The following is an 18769-nucleotide window of genomic DNA, read 5'->3' as shown; positions in this document are numbered from 1 at the left end:
CGGCGGCGCCGGGCCCGGGCGGCGCGTGGTGCCGGGGCGGTTGACGTCCCGGAAACACCTCGCACGGTAGTCTCAAACCCGATATGAGCATCGAACAGTCCTCCCCGAACCCGTCCGCCCGGAAGACGCGCGTCGCGCTGGTCTTCGGCGGACGCAGCTCCGAGCACGCCATCTCGGTCTCCACCGCGGGCAGCGTGCTCAGGGCGATCGACCGCGACAAGTACGACGTGCTGCCGATCGGCATCACGCACGAGGGCCGCTGGGCGCTGACCAGCGACGAACCGGCCCGGATGGCCATCACCGACGGCAGGCTGCCGGACGTGGCACACGTCGCCGAGTCCGTCGACGGGCAGGTCGCGCTGCCGGTCGCCCCGGGCGACCGCGAGGTGGTGCTGAGCGAACCGGGAAGCGCCCCCAAGGCCCTCGGTGAGGTCGACGTGGTGTTCCCGCTCCTGCACGGCCCCTGGGGTGAGGACGGCACCCTGCAGGGCCTGCTGGAGCTCTCCGGCGTCCCGTACGTGGGCAACGGCGTGCTGGCCAGCGCGGCCGGCATGGACAAGGAGTTCGCCAAGCGGATCCTCGCCTCGCACGGCCTGAACGTCGGCCGCTACACCATCGTGCGGCCGCGCGAGTGGGACACCGAGGAGGGCCGCGCGGCGGTGCGCGAGCGGGCCGCCGAGCTGGGCCTGCCGCTGTTCGTGAAGCCCTGCCGGGCCGGCTCCAGCATCGGCATCACCAAGGTGAAGGACCCGGCCGACCTTGACGCCGCGATCGAGGAGGCCCGCCGGCACGACCCGAAGCTGATCATCGAGGCCGGCGTGACCGGCCGCGAGATCGAGTGCGGCGTGCTGGAGTTCGAGGACGGCCCGCGGGCCAGCGTGGCCGGCGAGGTGCTGGTCGGCGACGGCTTCGACTTCTACGACTTCGAGGCCAAGTACATCGACTCCTCCGACGTCCGGATCCCGGCGGAGCTGACCGCCGCGGAACTCGCCGAGATCCGGCGCCAGGCGGTCGAGGCCTTCGAGGCGCTCGGCTGCGAGGGCCTGGCCCGGGTGGACTTCTTCCTGCTGGAGGACGGCACCTGGATGATCAACGAGATCAACACGATGCCCGGCTTCACCCCGATCTCGGCCTACCCGAAGATGTGGGAGGCCAGCGGGGTGCCGTACCCGGAGCTGATCGACCGGCTGCTGCAGACGGCGCTGCGGCGCTCGACCGGGCTGCGCTAGCGAACCGTACGGCGCGGGGCGGGCCGGGAGCCTTCCGGCCCGCCCCGCGCGGCCGTGCGGCCCGTGTCGTGCGGCGGGAGCACGGGCGTCGGGCTCAGCCCGGGACGTTCGCCTTGACCGCCGGGGTGAGCGCGGCGGCCGGGTCGAAGGGGTTCCGCGCGGCCCCCGCCGGGACGGTCACCTCGACGTAGGCGGCGCGCATGGTCGTCACGAAGCGGTAGCCGCCGTCGTCGAGCTTCTGCGACCACCAGGTGACGTCGTCGACGGTCGGGGACCAGTCCATGGCGTGCTCGCCGTCCAACTCCTCCGGCCGGTCGACACCGCAGCGCAGCACCGTCCGGGGCGAACTGCCCCAGGCGGCCACGTACGGGGAGGCGGGCGACGGGTCCTTGCGGGCGTGGCCGAGCAACTCCTGCGGCAGCGCGGCGGCCAGGGCCTGGCAGTAGGCGGCCGCCCTGCCGCCCGGGTGCGGGACCTCGACCTTCGGGTCGGCGGTGCCCCAACCGCCGACCAGCACGGCGACCGCGCCCGCGAGCGCGACGGGCAGGGCCAGCCAGCGGATCGGCGCCGGGACGGCGGTCAGCGCCTCGGGGATGCGGAGTTCTCTGGCCACCCGCCGATGGTAGCCGGGCCCTAGAGGTGGACCACGGGGCAGGTGAGGGTGCGGGTGATGCCCTCGACCTTCTGGACCTGGGCCACCACCATGCGGCCCAGCTCGTCGACGGTTTCGGCCTCCGCCTTGACGATCACGTCGTAGGGGCCGGTGACGTCCTCGGCGGTGAGCACGCCGGGGATACCGGTGATCGTCCGGGCCACCACGGTGGCCTTTCCTACCTCGGTCTGGATCAGGATGTATGCCTGTACCACGGGGACCTCCCGGCGGCCGGTTACGGGGATCGCCGCCGTGAGCACCCGGTCGGGCGCGGGGGTGGAGTGGGCTCACCGGCAGTCTGATCACCACGCTACCGCGCAGCGGGCCGGGGAGGGGAGACCTCGGCGTCCCCGAAGGGCGTACGCTGCGCGCGGGGGAGCGCGACGGGGACCGGATCGGATGAAAACGCGAGAGGACGGCAGATGCAGGGGACCGTGGGCGAGCTCGGCGAGTTCGGCCTCATCAGGGAGCTGACCGCCCGGGTACCGCTCACCGATGCGGTCGACCTCGGACCGGGCGACGACGCCGCGGTGGTGCGGGCTCCGGACGGCCGGGTGGTGGCGACCATGGACGTCCTGATCGAGAACCGGCACTTCCGCCGGGACTGGTCCACCGCTTACGACGTGGGCCGCAAGGCCGCCGCCCAGAACCTCGCCGACGTGGCCGCGATGGGGGCGGTGCCGACCGCGATACTGCTCGGTCTGGTCGCCCCCGCCGACCTGCCGACCACCTGGGCCACCGAGTTGATGGACGGGCTGCGCGACGAGTGCCAGGTGGCCGGGGCGACCGTGGTCGGTGGCGACGTCGTGCGCGGCGACACCGTCACGCTGGCCATCACGGCGCTCGGGGACCTCCAGGGGCGGGCGGCGGTGACGCGCTCCGGCGCGCAGGTCGGCGACGTCGTCGCGGTCACCGGCTGGCTCGGCTGGTCGGCCGCCGGACTGACCGTGCTGCAGCGCGGGTTCCGCTCCCCGCGCGCCTTCGTCGAGGCGCACCGCCGGCCCGAGCCGCCGTACCACGCCGGCCCGGCGGGCGCCGAGTTGGGCGCCACCTCGATGATCGACGTGAGCGACGGACTGGTCGCCGACCTCGGCCACGTGGCGAGGGCCAGCGAGGTGGACATCGACCTGAAGGCCGCCGACTTCGACGTCCCGACGCAGATGGCGGACATCGGCCAGGCGGTCGGAGTGGACCCGCTGGTCTGGGTGCTCTCCGGCGGTGAGGACCACGCGATCGTGGCGACCTTCCCCCGCGGGGCCCAACTCCCGGCCCGCTGGCGGGTGGTGGGCGAGGTGACCGGCCGCCCGACGGGCAGCCGCAGCGGCCGGGTGACGGTCGACGGCGCGCCCTGGGACCGGGCCGGCGGGTGGGACCACTTCGCCGAGTGAGGCGCGGCCGCGCCAGGGACCGTACGGCGGCGGCGCGTGACGCTCCGGCGGTCGGGGGACGGGCTTCGCGGGTGCGTTGTGCGTAGGCTTGCGCCATCCGAGCCCGCCCGCCCGTGCGGCGCGGGCGGCCCGAACCACTGCGAGCGGGAGCACACCTGACATGCGCATCGGTGTACTGACCAGCGGCGGCGACTGCCCCGGCCTCAACGCGGTGATCCGCTCCGTGGTGCACCGCGGCACGGACGTCCACGGCGACGAGATCGTCGGCATCCTGGACGGCTTCCTCGGCCTGATCGAAGGCCGCACCCGGACGGTCTCGCACGACGACGTCACCGGCCTGCTCACCCTCGGCGGCACCGTCCTGGGCTCGGCCCGGGTCCGGCGCGACCGGATCGCCTGGGCGGTGCAGAACGCCAAGGCCCTGGCCCGGGAGATCGGCATCGACGCGCTGATCGCGATCGGCGGCGAGGGCACACTGACCGCCGCCAAGCTGTTCAGCGACGCCGGACTGCCGGTGGTCGGGGTGCCGAAGACCATCGACAACGACATCGACGCCACCGACGTCACCTTCGGCTTCGACACGGCGGTGCACGTCGCGACCGAGGCGATCGACCGGCTGAAGACCACCGCCGAATCCCACCAGCGGGTCATGGTCGTGGAGTTGATGGGCCGTCACACCGGCTGGATCACCCTCACCGCGGGCATGGCCGGCGGCGCGCACGGCATCCTCATCCCGGAGAAGCCCTTCGACATCGAGGCGGTGGCCCGGATAATCGAGGACCGCTTCGCCCGCGGCAAGAAGTTCGCCATCATCGCCGTCGCCGAGGGCGCGTCCCCGACCCCCGGCACCATGCGCTTCGACCACGGCGAGGTCGACCAGTACGGCCACCGGACGTTCGGCGGGATCGGCAACCGGCTCGCCCACGAGCTGGAGGACCTGCTCGGCAAGGAGGCCCGCCCGGTCATCCTCGGCCACACCCAGCGCGGCGGCACCCCGACCGCCCGCGACCGGGTGCTCGCCACCCGCTTCGGCTGGCACGCGGTGGAGGCCGTGCACCAGGGCGCGTTCGGGCACTTCACCGCGCTGCGCAGGACCGGCATCGAACTGCTGCCGATCGGCGACGCGGTGACCCGGCTGAAGACGGTGCCGCAGGACCGCTGGGCGGAATCCGAAGCCGTGCTGTGAATCCGCGCAGGTAGGTTGGGGTCCATGGCTTCGACTTCCGCCCCCCGCGTGGCTCCGTCCCCCGCGGCCCCTCCCCGCGTGCTCACCGTCGCCGGATCCGACTCCGGCGGCGGCGCCGGCATCCAGGCCGACCTCAAGGCGATGCTCGCCCTCGGCGTCCACGGCATGAGCGTGATCACCGCCGTCACCGCGCAGAACTCGCTCGGCGTCCAGGGCTACTGGGAACTGCCCGCCGAAGCCGTCCGGGCGCAGTTCCGCAGCGTCGTGGACGACATCGGGGTGCAGGCCGTGAAGACCGGCATGCTCGCCTCGACCGACCTGGTCGAGACGGTCTCGGAACTGCTCGCCGGGGTCGACGCCCCGGTGGTGGTCGACCCGGTCGGCGTCTCCAAGCACGGGGACGCACTGCTGGCCGCCGAGGCCGTCGCCACCGTCCGCGAGAAGCTGCTGCCGGTCGCCACCCTGGCCACCCCCAACCTGCACGAGGTGACGCAGCTCACCGGCCGGACCGTCGACGACGAGGGACAGATGCTGGACGCCGCCAAGGCGCTGCTCGACCTCGGGCCGCGCTGGGTGCTGGTCAAGGGCGGCCACCTGGAGGGCGAGGCCGCCGACCTGCTGTACGGCGGTCCGGGGCAGGAGCACTGGTACCGGGCGCCGCGCCACGACAACCGGCACACCCACGGCACCGGCTGCACCCTGGCCAGCGCGATCGCGGCCGGCCTGGCCAAGGGCGAACCGCTGCCCGAGGCGGTCGGGTCGGCCAAGGAGTACGTCACCGGCGCGATCGCCGCGGGCTTCGCGCTGGGCGCCGGGATCGGGCCGGTCGACCACGCCTGGCGCTGGCGCTGAACGAGGCCGGCCGGAGACCGGCGGCGGCCTGCGGCACGGAGGCCGGCCGCAGAACAGCGGTGGGCGGGCCCCCGAAGGAGCCCGCCCACCACTGGTGAGTCCGGAAACGGCGTAGCCGGCCGCGAAAACAGTGGAGCCGGTCCATCCGAGGATGAACCGGCTCACTGGAGGACCGGCATGCCGGTCTGCGCGTCAGCGCGAGACCTTACCGGCCTTGATGCACGAGGTGCAGACGTTGAGCCGCTTCGGCGTCCGCCCAATCACAGCGCGCACCGTCTGGATGTTGGGGTTCCAACGACGGGGGGTACGGCGGTGAGAGTGGGAGATGCTGTTGCCGAAGCCCGGCCCCTTGCCGCAGACGTCGCAGTTGGCAGCCACAGGAGTCACTCCAAGACTTCAGATCAGTTACTTTCGAAAACCCCGCCCACCCACCGGAGCACTCGCGTGAACCAGACCGGACAAGGGGGTGAGCCTGGACGGTTCCAGGCAACCGGAAGAGCATACATCGCTTGCTTCCGTCCCACGAAACTACCATGACCGGCCGAGTGATCGCTTCGGCCGCCGGTCCGGGCAGCCCTCCCCGCCCCCCGATAGCCTGCCGGTACCACCCCCCGCAGCCGCCGTGCACGCGCTGCTGCCCCACAGGCCGTCGCGGCGTCCCAATCCCGGAGGAGACCTGGTGCTGCACACGCTCGACGCCCCGGCCGTGCGCACCTGGTGCCAGCTGGCCCTGCGCGCGCTCGGCCAGGCCCGCGAGGAGATCGACGCGCTCAACGTCTACCCCGTCCCCGACGGCGACACCGGCACCAACCTCTACCTGACCGTCGAGTCCGCCGCCGCCGCGGTGGAGAGCCGCTTCGCCGACCCCGCCGCCCACCCGGCGCCCGGACTGGCCGACACGGTGCGGGCGATGGCCCGGGGCGCGCTGGTCGGCGCCCGGGGCAACTCCGGGGTGATCCTCGCCCAGTGGCTGCGGGGCACCGCCGAGACGCTGGCCGAGGGCGGCGGCGCCGAACAGCTGCGGGCCGCCCTGCAGCGGGCCGCCGACTCCGCCTACCAGGCCGTCGCGGAGCCCGTCGAGGGCACCCTGCTGACCGTCGCCCGGGTCGCCGCCCGGGAGGCGGTGCGGGCCGGGGACGGGCTCGCGCAGGTCGCCGACACCGCCTACCGGGCAGCCCGGGACGCACTGCGGCACACCCCCGAACAGCTCGCCGTGCTGGCCGAGAACGGGGTCGTGGACGCCGGCGGGCGCGGCCTGGTGGCCGTCCTCGGCGCCCTCGCCGACGCCGTCGCCGGGCAGCAGCCGATGGGGCCGGTCGCGCTGCGCGGGGACCTCCGGGCCGTCGAGCACTGCGAGACGCACGTACGGCCGCCCGGCCCCGGCCACCCCGCCTTCGAGGTCATCTACCTGTTGGACGCACCGGACGACGCGCTGCCCGCGCTGCGCGAACGGCTCGGCGGGCTCGGCGACTCGCTGGTCATCGGCGGCGGCGACGGCCTGTGGAACGTGCACGTCCACGTGGACGACGCGGGCGCCGCCGTGGAGGCCGGGGTCGAGGCCGGACGCCCGCACCAGATCCGGATCACGCACTTCGCCGAGGCCGCCGCCCGCGCCGGCACCGCCGCCGAGCGCGGCCGACGCGAGGAGCGGGCCCGCGCGGTGCTCTCCGTGGTCTCCGGCGAGGGCCTGGCCGAACTCTGCGAGCAGGCCGGCGCCGTCGTCCTGCACGCCGACCCCGACCGGCCGCCGACCAGCGCCGAACTCGCCGCCGCCGTCCGCCGCTCGGCCGCCCGCGAGGTCGTCCTGCTGCTCAACGACCCCGAGCTGCGCGCCGCCGCCGGTGCCGCCGCCGACCAACTGCGCGAGGAGGGCGTCCGGATCGCCGTGCTGCCCACCCGCTCGCCGGTGCAGGGGCTGGCGGCGCTCGCGGTGCACGAGGGCGGCCGCCGCTTCGACGAGGACGTGGTCGCCATGACCTCCGCCGCCGGGGCCACCCGGTGCGCCGAACTCGCCGTCGCCGAGGGGGAGTCCTGGACGATGGCCGGGGTCTGCCAGGCCGGGGACGTGCTCGGGCTGATCGACGGCGACGTCGCGGTGATCGGCACCGGGCTGGCCGAGGTCGGCGAGAGCGTGCTGGACCGGATGCTCGGCGCGGGCGGCGAACTCGTCACCCTCGTCCTCGGCGTGGGCACCGACGAGGCGCTGGCCGAACGGCTGGTCGCACACGCCCGGCACCGGCGCCCCGAGGTGGACGCGGTGGTCTTCCAGGGCGGGCAGGAGTCGGCGCCGCTGCTCATCGGCGTGGAGTGAGACCGCCGCCCCCGCCGGTCGCGTGCCGCCGGCGGCAGGGGCCCGCTCTGTCGGCCCCTTGGTGTAGACAGGGGCTTGATGGGCGCTCTCGATGAACCACTGACCAAGCTCGTCGGCGACCGCACCGCCAAGGTGCTCGCCGACAGCCTCAAGCTGCGCACGGTCGGGGACCTGCTGCACCACTATCCGCGCCGCTACGTCGAACGCGGCCAGCTCACCAGCCTGGACGAGCTGGAGATCGACGAGCACGTCACCGTGCTGGCCCGGATCGAGAAGGTCACCCTGATCCCGTTCCGCGGCCGCAAGGGCGACCGCCTGGAGGTCGTCGTCACCGACGGCCGCAGCCGGCTCTCGCTGGTCTTCTTCAACCAGGGCTGGCGGCAGAAGGAGCTCAGGGCCGGCGCCCAGGGCCTGTTCGCGGGCAAGGTCGGCGCCTTCAACCGGACCCGCCAGCTGGTCTCGCCCGACTACCAACTGCTCGACGAGGAGGCCGGGTCGGACGCCGCGCAGCAGTTCGCCGGCCGGCTCATCCCGGTGTACGGCGCCAGCGCGCAGATGCCCAGCTGGAAGCTGTCGATCTGCATCGAGACCGCGCTCACCAAGCACCTCGACGACGTCGGCGAGCCGCTGCCCGCCGAACTGCGCGAACGGCACGACCTGATCCCGCTGCCCGAAGCCCTGGAGCTGATCCACCGCCCGCGCAGCCAGGCCGACCGCGAGCGCGCCCAGAGCCGGCTGCGCTGGGACGAGGCCTTCGTGCTCCAGGTCGCCCTGGCCCAGCGCCGGGCCGCCGACTCCGCCCTGCCCGCCAAGCCGCGCCGGGCCCGCGCCGGCGGCCTGCTGGACGCCTTCGACGCCCGGCTGCCGTTCACCCTCACCGAGGGCCAGCAGAAGGTCTCCGCCGAGATCGCCGCCGACCTGGCGACCGAGCACCCGATGCACCGCCTGCTCCAGGGCGAGGTCGGCTCCGGGAAGACCCTGGTCGCCCTGCGCGCCATGCTCGCCGTGGTGGACGCGGGCGGCCAGGCCGTCCTGCTGGCGCCCACCGAGGTGCTGGCCCAGCAGCACCACCGCTCGATCGTCGAGATGATGGGGGACCTGGCCGAGGGCGGCATGATCGGCGGCTCCGACCTCGGCACCCGGGTGGCGCTGCTGACCGGCTCGATGGGCGTCGCCGCCCGGCGCCAGGCGCTGCTCGACATGGCCTGCGGGGACGCCGGGATCGCCATCGGCACCCACGCGCTGATCGAGGACAAGGTCCAGTTCCAGGACCTCGGGCTCGTCGTGGTGGACGAGCAGCACCGCTTCGGCGTCGAGCAGCGGGACGCCCTGCGCGCCAAGGGGGACCAGCCGCCGCACCTGCTGGTGATGACCGCCACCCCGATCCCGCGCACCGTCGCGATGACCGTGTTCGGGGACCTGGAGACCTCCGTCCTCGACCAGCTGCCGGCCGGCCGCTCGCCGATCTCCACCCATGTCGTCCCGGCGCTGGAGAAGCCCAACTTCCTCACCCGGGCCTGGGAGCGGGTCCGCGAGGAGGTCGCCAAGGGCCACCAGGCGTACGTGGTCTGCCCCCGGATCGGGGACGAGGAGCCGGCGGCCCCGGCCAAGGGGGAGTCCCGGAAGAAGCGGAAGGCGGCCGAGGAGGACTTCGAGGAGGTCGCCGACCTCGGCGCCGCGAGCGACGAACGGCGGCCCCCGCTCTCGGTGGTGGAGACGGCGGAGAAGCTGGTGAAGGGCCCGCTCGCCGGGCTGCGGGTGGAGATCCTGCACGGGCGGCTCGCCCCGGAGGCCAAGGACGAGGTGATGCGGCGGTTCGCGGCCGGCGAGGTGGACGTGCTGGTCGCCACGACGGTCATCGAGGTCGGCGTCAACGTCCCCAACTCGACCGCGATGGTCATCATGGACGCCGACCGCTTCGGCGTCTCCCAGCTCCACCAGCTGCGCGGCCGGGTCGGCCGCGGCAGCGCGCCGGGCCTGTGCCTGCTGGTCAGCGACATGCCCGCGGGCAGCGCCGCCCGGGCCCGGCTGGACGCGGTGGCGGGCACCCTGGACGGCTTCGAGCTGTCCAGGATCGACCTGGAGCAGCGCCGCGAGGGCGACGTGCTGGGCCAGGCGCAGTCCGGGGTGAAGTCCTCGCTCAAGGTGCTCTCGGTGCTGGAGGACGAGGAGGTCATCCTCACCGCCCGGACGGAGGCGACCAGGCTGGTCGCCGAGGACCCGGAGCTGGCCGCGCACCCGGAGTTGCGCACCGCGCTGGAGAGCCTGATCGACGAGGACCGCGCGGCCTACATGGAGAAGGGCTGAGCGGGCCCGCGCGCCCCGGGATTGTCAGACCCCCGCGAGAGAATGAAGGTGTTCAGGGCGCACCCCCAAGGTGCGTACCTGGCGCGACACTTGGGGGTCCTGCCATGGCATTCCGTCATCTCAACGAGCTCCCGCTGGGCGACAAGGTCTTCCGGATCGAACTCGCCAGCGACGACGACCGCGAGGTCACCCTCACCCTGACCGGCTGGCGCGAGGGGGCGGCCGCCACACCGCTCGCCTCGGGCAAGCTCCGCCTGCCGGTCGAGGACGTCGCCTCGCTGCGGATCGCGCTCAACCGCGCGCTGCGGGCGCTGGCGATCGTCGCCGACGTCTCCGAGCCCATCCCCGACCGCGACGTGCTGCGCGAGCTGTACCCCGGCCACGGCGCCCCCTGGGTGCCGCAGCACGAGGAGGAGCTGGTCCGGCGCTTCCACGACGGTGAGACCGTCGCCCGGATCGCCGCCCGCTTCGGCCGCACGCCCGACTCCGTCCGGACCAAGCTGCGCGAGCTCGGGCACGACCCGCGCCGCCCCGAGTTCTGCCCGCCCGACGGCTGCCTGTCCTGGTCCCGCTACGCCTCGCCGGCCCTGCTCGGCGCGGCCGTCCCGGCCCAGGGCGCGGCGGCGGACGCGAGCTGACGGACCGACCCCCGGGGCCCCACCGCGCGTCGGTGGGGCCCCGGCCCGTATAGCGTGGTCGGGCAGCGACGAAAGGACCTCCCACCACCATGACCCGCGTGATCGCCGGGGCGGCCGGCGGCCGCCGGCTGGCCGTACCGCCCGGCCGGGGCACCCGACCGACCTCCGACAAGGCCCGCGAGGCGATGTTCTCCACCCTGGAGGCGCTGCGCGGCACCCTGCACGGGGCCCGGATGCTGGACCTGTTCGGCGGATCGGGCGCGGTCGGGCTGGAGGCGCTGTCGCGCGGTGCCGAGCACGTCCTGCTGGTCGAGGCGGACGGCCAGGCGGCCCGGGTGATCCGGGAGAACGTCCGGACGGTCGGCCTGCCGGGCGCCGAGGTGCGGGCCGCCAAGGCGGAGAAGGTGGTCGCGGGGCCGGCCCCGCAGACCCCGTACGACCTGGTGTTCCTCGATCCGCCGTACGCCGTGACGGACGCCGAACTGCGCGAGATGCTGATCACACTCCTGGCCGGGGGCTGGCTCGCGCCGGACTCGCTTGTCACCGTGGAGCGCAGTACCCGCGGCGGCGAGTTCGGTTGGCCCGAGGGCTTCGAGCCGCTGCGCTCCCGCCGCTACGGCGAGGGCACGCTCTGGTACGGTCGCGCCGCCGCCGCGGCCGGCGAGCAGGAGTAGCGGGCCGCGGGCCCGCAAGAGCCGTCACCCCACGAGGGAGCACACACGCCATGCGCCGAGCCGTCTGTCCCGGTTCGTTCGACCCGATCACCCACGGTCACCTCGACATCATCGGGCGGGCTTCGAAGCTCTACGACGTGGTGCACGTCACGGTCCTGGTGAACCGGAACAAGCAGGGCATGTTCAGCGTCGAGGAGCGGATCGACCTGATCGAGGAGGTCACCGCGAGCTTCGGCAACGTGGTGGCCGAGTCGTACCACGGCCTGTTGGTGGACTTCTGCCGGGAGCGCGGCATCCCCGCGATCATCAAGGGCCTGCGCGCGGTCAGCGACTTCGACTACGAGCTGCAGATGGCGCAGATGAACCACGGCCTGACCGGCGTGGAGACGCTGTTCGTGCCGACCTCGCCGACGTACAGCTTCCTCTCCTCGACGCTGGTCAAGGAGGTCGCCTCGTACGGCGGTGACGTCTCGCACCTGCTGCCGGAGACGGTGCACCGGCGACTGGTCGAGCGGATCGCGGAGCGCAAGGCCGAGCAGTAGCCCGCCGGTTGTCCCTTTCTGCCGGTTCGTCACCAATTGTCCGTTGGGCGGGGAGTCGGTTCGGCTCGGGCGTTGTGACCCCGCCCCACGCTGGCCGTAAAGTCTGTATCCCTGCCCTGCGGTGAGGTCCACCGCGTCGGGCCTGCCTCCGCCGGACCGTCGGCGGCACACGGAAAGACGAAGCCCCGTGGACGTGCAGAACAAGGTCGACGAGATCGTGGCGGCGGTCGAGAACGCCCGCTCGATGCCGATGTCGGCCTCCTGCGTGGTGAACCGGGCCGAGCTGATCGGCCTGCTCAACGACCTCAAGGCGGCCCTGCCCGCCGAACTCGCCCAGGCCCAGTCGGTGATGGCCGACCACGAGCACGTGGTGGCCGGTGCCCAGGCCGAGGCGGAGCGGATCATCCAGGGGGCGCACGCCGAGCGCGGCTCGCTGATCTCGGACACCGAGGTGGTCCGCCAGGCGCAGGCCCAGGCCGACCGGATCCTCGCCGAGGCGCGGGCCGAGGTCGAGGCCAAGCGGGCCGAGGCCGACGACTACGTGGACAGCAAGCTCGCCAACTTCGAGGTCGTGCTGACCAAGACGCTCGGCGCGGTCGGCCGCGGCCGCACCAAGCTGCGCGGTGACGCCGGCATCTTCGAGAACGAGCACGACGGCGAGGCCGACGGCGAGGAGTTCCGCCCGCAGCGGCACAGCCCGAGCCCCGAGGTGGACGAGTACGTCGATGTGAAGCTCGCCACGCTGGAGAACGTGCTCGGCGCCACCCTGGAGGCCGTCGGCAAGGGCCGCGACAAGCTGCTCGGCAAGCGGCCCATCGACGAGCTGGGCGCCTACCTGGCCGCCGCCGACGAGGCGCAGCACGCCAAGGAGCGGGCCGAGGCGGTGGCGGCGGGCTTCGCCGAGGACAGTGACGGCTCGGACATCGCCTGGTACCGCGAGGACGTCCCGCAGCAGCAGACCTGGCCGGAGCAGACCCCGGCCGCGGCCGGCTGGCAGGACCCCGGGGCCGACCAGTACGCGGCCGCCCAGCAGCAGGGCGGGCAGTACGCCGAGGTGTACGGCGGCGGCTACGACCCGGCGGGCCAGGGCGATCCGTACCACACCCAGTGGGGCCAGCAGCAGGGCGGCTACCAGCAGCAGGGCTACCCGCCCCAGCAGCAGGGGGGCTACGACTACCAGCAGCAGCAACAGCAGCAACCGCAGCCGGGCTACGGCGCGCAGCCGTACGACGGCTACAACTACCCGCAGCCGCCCGCCGCCCCGCCGGCCGTCCCGCACCAGCAGCAGGGGCACCACCAGCAGCAGCAGGGCCAGCAGCACGGGCAGCAGCAGGGCCAAGGCCTGGACGAGACCAGCTTCTTCGACACCAGCATGATCGACATGACCAGGCTGCGGGAGCTCGGCGGACGCTAGCGGACCGGCGGCGAGTCTCCTGACGGGACCGAAGTTGGGCCTGGCGGGAGACTCCGGTAGTCTGACCACTCCGGCCTCTCCACGTCGGACTGTCGGCTTGCCCTCGCGGCGCCGACCTGATGGAGACGCACCGATCACCCCCATGGAAGTCAGGACACCGTGAACCGCCTCGACCACCGCGACCCCCTCGTGTTCGACACGCACGAGCTGGGCCGTCGTCCGGGTTCGATGCGCAAGGTGAGCCGGACCCTGGAGGCCCCCGAGGGCCTCGGGATCATCGACGTGATCGGCGTCCCGGAGAAGAGCCCGATCGAGCTGGAGCTCCGCCTGGAGTCCGTGGTCGAGGGCGTGCTGGTCACCGGCACCGCCGACGCCCACGTCGAGGGCGAGTGCGTCCGGTGCCTGGAGCCCGTCGACTTCGACATCGACGTGGACTTCCAGGAGCTGTACTACTACCCGGAGTCCGACGAGCGCCACCGCGCCCGGACCACCGGGACCGAGGACCTCGACGAGGACTCGGAAGAAGAGACTTACCGTCTGGAGGGCGACTTCTTCGACCTCCAGCCGGTGCTGCGTGACGCGGTGGTGCTCGCACTGCCGCTGCAGCCGGTGTGCCAGGAAGACTGCCTGGGTCTGTGCTCCGAATGCGGGGCGCGCCTGAGCGACGACCCGGCGCACCACCACGACGCCGCCGACCCCCGGTGGGCGGCTCTGCAGGGACTCTCCGCCGCCCCCGGCGACGAGGGTGACGGGATCAAGAACAGCGACACCCGTGAGGGTCTCGCCGAGAACCAGGAGAAGTAGCCGTGGCTGTTCCGAAGCGGAAGATGTCGCGCAGCAACACGCGCCACCGCCGGTCCAACTGGAAGGCCGTCGTTCCGGCCCTCGTGGCGTGCGACCGCTGCCACGAGCCGAAGCTCGGCCACATCGCGTGCCCGAGCTGCGGCACGTACAACCGCCGCCAGGTCCTCTCGGTCTGATCGGCAGGGTGCACGGATCGATGTCGGACGGTAACTCCACCCGCAAGGCGTCCACCGCCCCGAAGGGCACTTCGGGCGGCGGCAAGGCCGGCGGGCCGGCTTCGACCGAATACGACGTCCTGGAAGGGCGCCTCGGGTACACACTCGAGCGCGCCCTTCTGGTACGTGCCCTGACCCACCGCTCGTACGCGTACGAGAACGGTGGTCTGCCCACCAACGAGCGCCTGGAGTTCCTCGGGGACTCGGTGCTGGGCCTGGTGGTGACCGACACCCTCTACCGCGTCCACCCGGACGTCCCGGAGGGCACGCTCGCCAAGCTGCGCGCCGCGGTGGTCAACTCCCGCGCGCTCGCGGACGTCGGCCGGGGCCTGGACCTCGGCGCGTTCATCCGGCTCGGCAAGGGCGAGGAGGGCACCGGCGGCCGCGACAAGTCGTCGATCCTCGCCGACACCGTCGAGGCCGTGATCGGCGCCGTCTACCTGGACCGCGGGCTGGACGCCGCCACCGAGTTCGTCCACCGGCTGTTCGACCCACTGATCGAGGAGTCCTCCCAGCTGGGCGCGGGCCTGGACTGGAAGACCAGCCTCCAGGAGCTCACCGCCTCGGTGGGCATCGGCGTTCCCGAGTACGTGGTCATGGAGTCCGGTCCGGACCACGAGAAGACCTTCACCGCAGCGGCCCGGGTGGCCGGCGAGGACTTCGGCAGCGGCGTCGGCCGCTCGAAGAAGGAAGCCGAGCAGAAGGCCGCCGAGAGCGCCTGGCGCGCGATCAAGGAGAAGTACGCGGACCGGCTGCCCGCCGGGGCCTAGAGCGAGCGCAGCGAGCGACGGGACAGGAGGGGCGCGGCGTAGCCCCCTCCTGCCGTTCGCTCCCGCAGGAGGCGTGTTGTCGTGCCCGAACTCCCCGAAGTCGAGGTCGTCCGCCGCGGTCTGGCCGGCTGGGTCGCCGGTCGGACCGTCGCCGACGTGCAGGTCCTCCACCCGCGCGCGGTGCGCCGCCAGCCGGCCGGCGCGGTCGACTTCGCGGCCCGGCTGACCGGCGCCACCCTGGGTACCGCGCAGCGGCGCGGCAAGTACCTGTGGGTGCCGCTGTCCGGCAGCGGTACCGGCTTCTCGCTGATCGGCCACCTCGGGATGAGCGGCCAACTCCTCGTCCAGGACCCGTCGGTGCCGGACGAGACGCACCTGCGCGTCCGGCTGCGCTTCACCGACGGCGGGCGCGAACTGCGCTTCGTCGACCAGCGGACCTTCGGCGGCCTGGCGGTCGAGGAGGCCGAGGAGGACGACCCGGAGGGCACGCCCGTCTCCATCGCGCACATCGCCCGCGACCCGCTCGACCCGCGCTTCGACGACGAGGCCTTCCTGACCGCGCTGCGCGCCAAGCGCACCACCGTCAAGCGCGCGCTGCTCGACCAGACCCTGATCAGCGGCGTCGGCAACATCTACGCCGACGAGTCGCTCTGGCGCTCCAGGCTGCACCACGACCGGCCGACCGCGACTCTGACCCGCCCGCAGGCCGCGCTCCTGCTGGCCAACGCCAGGGACGTGATGACCGCGGCGCTCGCCGTCGGCGGCACCAGCTTCGACAGCCTCTACGTCAACGTGAACGGCGAGAGCGGCTACTTCTCCCGGGACCTCGACGCCTACGGCCGCGAGCACGAGCCGTGCCGCCGCTGCGGCACCGCGATCCGGCGGGTGGCCTGGATGAACCGCTCCAGCTACTTCTGCCCCCGCTGCCAGCGCGTGCCGCGGGCCCGCAGCGGGGGCTGACCCGCCCTACTTGTGCGCGAGTTCGGGGTGCTCGGCGGCGGCGTCGCCGGGCGTGCCGTGGCCGTCCTGGCCGAAGTAGGCGACCCCGACCGCGGACACCACCGCGAGCAGGAAGCCGACCACCCCCAGCCAGCCGAGGCCGGCCTTGGAGGAGTCGCCGAGCCACAGCACGCCGACCGCGCCGGGCAGCACCGTCTCGCCGACCACCAGGGCAGCCGTGGCGCCGTTCACCGAGCCGATCTGCAGCGCCACGGTGTGGATGTACATGCCGCCGAGGCCGCCGACCAGGATCGCGTAGAGCGCCGGGTCGGAGAGCAGCGTGCCCAGGTCGAACGGGTCGACGCCGTCGAGGATGCGCACACCGACGCCCAGGCCGCCGAAGCCGAGGCCGGACAGCAGGCCGGCGACGATCGCGCCGCCGGCGCCCATCCGCCGCACCAGCAGGCTGCCGCCGACCAGCAGCACCGTGGTGGCGATCAGCAGCCACCAGTGGAAGGACATGTCCGCGTGGTGGCCGCCCTCCGGGCCGGCCGAGACGGCCAGCAGCACCAGCGCCGAGCAGAGCACGCCGATCGAGGCCCACTCCAACTGCTTGAGCCTGATGCCCAGCAGCTTGATGCTGAGCAGCGCGGTGATCACCAGGTTGGCGCTGATGATGGTCTGGGAGAGGAACAGCGGCAGCAGCCGCGCGGCCAGCGCGCCGAGCCCGAAGCCGATCAGGTCGAGCACCGTACCGACGATGAACTCCCAGGTGACGGCGGCCTTCGCGGTCGACGACAGGCTGGGTCCGCCGTGCTCGGTGGTCGAGCCGGTGGAGCCCTTGGCGGCCTCCTCGCGGGCGGAACGGCGGGATCCGACGGCCTGGAGGACCGAGCCGGTGCCGTAGCAGGCGGATGCCGCCACGGCGGTGACGAGGCCGATGATCACCGGGTGCTCCGATCGGGAGTTGGGTCGGGTGGGTCAAGAACAGGTCATGGGACGGGCGGCCCGGGACCACTATGCCCGTTCGCGCGGTACGGTCTCGACGTCCCCGCAGCGCCCCCGGGCCGCCCCGGAACCGGGCCGGGCCTGCCGGGACGTACGTCCGGGCGGCTCCTGCGGTTCCCGCGCCCCGCCGGCCTCCGGGTCGGCTGGGGGGAACATCATCCCCGAGGAGGGGAGCTGCCCCGGCGGACGGCGGGGAGTCTTGTCACAACCAGTATGCGAAGGGTATGGCGTGCCCCGGCGCCACTCGCGATAGCGTCGGGGGCATGAGAACCCTTGCACGACGTTCCCGGGGCGCCGGGCCACTTGCCCTGGTGGCGGCGCTGCTCGGGCTGCTGCTCCTGCTGGCCCCGGCGGCCTCGGCCGCCGGCGGGCTGAGCGACGCCTCCGCCGCCCTGAAGCAGGGCAAGGTCTACGTGGACCCGGCGATGACGAGCCGCTTCAGCCAGGAGCAGGCCGACGCCCTGACCAAGAAGATCGACAAGGCCGACAAGCCGATCTTCGTCGCGGTCGTCCCCGACTCGCCGGCCTACGCCAAGGACACCGTCTTCAAGGACCTGCGCACCATGGTGGGCATCGACGGTGTCTACGCGATCTGGCGCGGCAACCAGTTCCTGGCCCACGCGGACCGCGGCGCGCTGGGCGCCGGCATCCCCGAGCGGATCTCCGGCGCGGCCTTCCGCGCCCACAACGGCGACATCGACGCGACGCTGAACGACTTCGTCGACCAGGCGGCCCCGCAGACCAAGGGCACCGGGGTCAACCACAGCACCTCGATCGCCTGGGTGGTCATCCCCGTCGTGCTGGTGGCCCTGGCCGGCGCCGGAGTCTTCTTCCTCTTCCGCCGCGCCAAGAAGCGCAAGGAGGAGAAGGCCCGGGCCGAGCTGGAGCAGCTGCGCCGCGTGGTGGACGAGGACATCACCGCCTTCGGCGAGGAACTGGACCGGCTCGACTTCAACCCCGGCGCACCGGGCGTCGACGACGCCCAGCGCACCGACTACGCCCACGCCCTGGACTCGTACGAGAAGTCCAAGCGCCTGATGGACGAGGCCAAGCGGCCCGAGGACGTCAAGCAGGTCACCGAGGCGATCGAGGACGGCCGGTTCGCACTGGCCACCCTGAGCGCCCGACGCGAGCAGCGCCCGCTGCCCGACCGCCGTCCCCCCTGCTTCATGGACCCGCGCCACGGTCCCTCCGTCAAGGACGTCGAGTGGTCCCCGGCCGGCGGCGCCCCGCGCACCGTCCCGGTCTGCCAGGCCGACGCGGACCGGCTGGCGGCCGGCCTCGACCCGGCCGTCCGCACCGTCGACACCGACCAGGGCCCGCAGCCGTACTGGAACGCCGGCCCGGCGTACGCGCCCTGGGCGGGCGGCTACTTCGGCGGCTTCGGCGGGGGCGGTCTGCTGCCCGGCCTGCTGGTCGGCACCATGCTCGGCTCCATGATGAGCTCCCCGGCCTACGCCGCGGCGCCGATGACGGACGGCGGCCACCACGGCTACCAGGACCAGAACGAGGGCGGCGACTACACGGGCGGCGACTTCAACGGCGGCGACTTCGGCGGCTTCGGTGGCGGCGGAGACTTCGGCGGCGGTGGCGACTTCGGTGGCGGCGGCGACTTCGGCGGCGGGGACTGGTAACCCCCCGCCCGGAGCTCCACTCCACGCGGCCCCGCCGGCTGTTCCTCCGGCGGGGCCGCTCCCGTGTCCGGCCGCCCGGGGCCGGGCGGTGACCGGGCGCTGCGGGGGCTAGACGAGTAGTTCCGAAGTCGGTCAGTGGTCGTAGGCGATCAGCGAGCGGGTGATGGGTCGGCCGGTGGTCCGGTTGTGCCAGATCGCGCAGGTCA

The 18769-nt window shown here is 73.4% G+C and carries 19 protein-coding genes; 15 read left to right on the top strand and 4 right to left on the bottom strand.

The features are described from left to right. Positions 1 to 83: 83 nt before the first annotated feature. Entirely contained in the window at positions 84 to 1229 is a 1146-nt protein-coding gene (locus IF30_RS0136100; RefSeq protein WP_030246512.1) for a D-alanine--D-alanine ligase family protein, read from the top strand. A gap of 94 nt (positions 1230 to 1323) precedes the next feature. Here the strand turns inward: IF30_RS0136100 and IF30_RS0136095 are convergent, their stop codons facing one another. Both IF30_RS0136095 and IF30_RS0136090 read right to left on the bottom strand, forming a co-directional pair. After that, positions 1324 to 1842 carry a DUF3515 family protein gene (locus IF30_RS0136095; RefSeq protein ID WP_158835771.1) on the bottom strand — a complete coding sequence of 173 codons (519 nt, stop codon included), beginning with the start codon at positions 1840 to 1842 and terminating at the stop codon, positions 1324 to 1326. Positions 1843 to 1862: 20 nt separating this feature from the next. Further along, complete coding sequence (locus IF30_RS0136090) at positions 1863 to 2096, bottom strand: Lrp/AsnC ligand binding domain-containing protein (protein ID WP_030246508.1); 234 nt, start codon at positions 2094 to 2096, stop codon at positions 1863 to 1865. A gap of 207 nt (positions 2097 to 2303) precedes the next feature. Here IF30_RS0136090 and IF30_RS0136085 point away from each other — a divergent pair, with 207 nt between their 5' ends. The 3 genes from IF30_RS0136085 (at position 2304) to thiD (ending at position 5307) form a co-directional block, all read left to right on the top strand. Further along, complete coding sequence (locus IF30_RS0136085) at positions 2304 to 3269, top strand: thiamine-phosphate kinase (protein WP_030246507.1); 966 nt, start codon at positions 2304 to 2306, stop codon at positions 3267 to 3269. A 160-nt stretch (positions 3270 to 3429) separates the two neighbouring features. Further along, positions 3430 to 4455, top strand: a complete 1026-nt coding sequence (locus IF30_RS0136080) for an ATP-dependent 6-phosphofructokinase (protein WP_030246504.1) — start codon at positions 3430 to 3432, stop codon at positions 4453 to 4455. A gap of 24 nt (positions 4456 to 4479) precedes the next feature. Next, positions 4480 to 5307: a bifunctional hydroxymethylpyrimidine kinase/phosphomethylpyrimidine kinase gene (thiD, locus tag IF30_RS0136075; RefSeq protein WP_051711952.1), complete on the top strand. Its 828-nt coding sequence runs from the start codon at positions 4480 to 4482 to the stop codon at positions 5305 to 5307. A gap of 192 nt (positions 5308 to 5499) precedes the next feature. Here the strand turns inward: thiD and rpmB are convergent, their stop codons facing one another. Beyond that, positions 5500 to 5685 (bottom strand): 50S ribosomal protein L28, encoded by a 186-nt coding sequence (gene rpmB / locus IF30_RS45995; RefSeq protein WP_014138233.1) that lies wholly within the window; start codon positions 5683 to 5685, stop codon positions 5500 to 5502. A gap of 301 nt (positions 5686 to 5986) precedes the next feature. On the opposite strand from rpmB, the gene IF30_RS0136070 reads away from it, so the two are divergent. The 10 genes from IF30_RS0136070 to mutM all read left to right on the top strand — a co-directional run bounded on the left by IF30_RS0136070 (position 5987) and on the right by mutM (position 15942). Continuing rightward, positions 5987 to 7618 carry a DAK2 domain-containing protein gene (locus IF30_RS0136070; RefSeq protein WP_030246500.1) on the top strand — a complete coding sequence of 544 codons (1632 nt, stop codon included), beginning with the start codon at positions 5987 to 5989 and terminating at the stop codon, positions 7616 to 7618. A 78-nt stretch (positions 7619 to 7696) separates the two neighbouring features. Further along, complete coding sequence (recG, locus tag IF30_RS0136065) at positions 7697 to 9925, top strand: ATP-dependent DNA helicase RecG (protein ID WP_030246498.1); 2229 nt, start codon at positions 7697 to 7699, stop codon at positions 9923 to 9925. Between the two features lie 104 nt (positions 9926 to 10029). Beyond that, the gene (locus IF30_RS0136060; protein WP_030246497.1) at positions 10030 to 10563 is read left to right on the top strand and encodes a hypothetical protein; all 534 of its coding nucleotides are present in this window, start codon (positions 10030 to 10032) and stop codon (positions 10561 to 10563) included. An 89-nt stretch (positions 10564 to 10652) separates the two neighbouring features. Then, on the top strand, positions 10653 to 11237 hold the full coding sequence (gene rsmD, locus IF30_RS0136055) for a 16S rRNA (guanine(966)-N(2))-methyltransferase RsmD (RefSeq protein WP_030246494.1): 585 nt from the start codon (positions 10653 to 10655) through the stop codon (positions 11235 to 11237). A 50-nt stretch (positions 11238 to 11287) separates the two neighbouring features. After that, positions 11288 to 11779, top strand: a complete 492-nt coding sequence (gene coaD / locus IF30_RS0136050) for a pantetheine-phosphate adenylyltransferase (protein ID WP_030246493.1) — start codon at positions 11288 to 11290, stop codon at positions 11777 to 11779. Between the two features lie 187 nt (positions 11780 to 11966). Then, the gene (locus IF30_RS0136045; protein ID WP_030246491.1) at positions 11967 to 13193 is read left to right on the top strand and encodes an ATP synthase F0 subunit B; all 1227 of its coding nucleotides are present in this window, start codon (positions 11967 to 11969) and stop codon (positions 13191 to 13193) included. A 159-nt stretch (positions 13194 to 13352) separates the two neighbouring features. Then, positions 13353 to 13997: a YceD family protein gene (locus IF30_RS0136040; protein ID WP_030246489.1), complete on the top strand. Its 645-nt coding sequence runs from the start codon at positions 13353 to 13355 to the stop codon at positions 13995 to 13997. Between the two features lie 2 nt (positions 13998 to 13999). Further along, complete coding sequence (gene rpmF, locus IF30_RS0136035; RefSeq protein ID WP_030056747.1) at positions 14000 to 14173, top strand: 50S ribosomal protein L32; 174 nt, start codon at positions 14000 to 14002, stop codon at positions 14171 to 14173. A 20-nt stretch (positions 14174 to 14193) separates the two neighbouring features. After that, positions 14194 to 14982 (top strand): ribonuclease III, encoded by a 789-nt coding sequence (rnc, locus tag IF30_RS0136030; protein WP_030246488.1) that lies wholly within the window; start codon positions 14194 to 14196, stop codon positions 14980 to 14982. 81 nt (positions 14983 to 15063) lie between these two features. Beyond that, entirely contained in the window at positions 15064 to 15942 is an 879-nt protein-coding gene (mutM, locus tag IF30_RS0136025; RefSeq protein WP_030246486.1) for a bifunctional DNA-formamidopyrimidine glycosylase/DNA-(apurinic or apyrimidinic site) lyase, read from the top strand. Positions 15943 to 15948: 6 nt separating this feature from the next. On the opposite strand, the gene IF30_RS0136020 is transcribed toward mutM, so the two are convergent. After that, positions 15949 to 16869, bottom strand: coding sequence for a hypothetical protein (locus IF30_RS0136020; protein WP_030246484.1), 921 nt, complete (start codon positions 16867 to 16869; stop codon positions 15949 to 15951). Positions 16870 to 17192: 323 nt separating this feature from the next. Between IF30_RS0136020 and IF30_RS0136015 the strand changes: the two genes are divergently transcribed. Next, entirely contained in the window at positions 17193 to 18563 is a 1371-nt protein-coding gene (locus IF30_RS0136015) for a membrane protein (RefSeq protein ID WP_030246482.1), read from the top strand. The last annotated feature ends 206 nt before the right edge of the window (positions 18564 to 18769 follow it).

The organism is Streptomyces sp. NRRL S-350 (genome assembly GCF_000719705.1).
GTDB lineage: Bacteria > Actinomycetota > Actinomycetes > Streptomycetales > Streptomycetaceae > Kitasatospora.
This window is presented reverse-complemented; position numbering and strand designations above follow the sequence as displayed.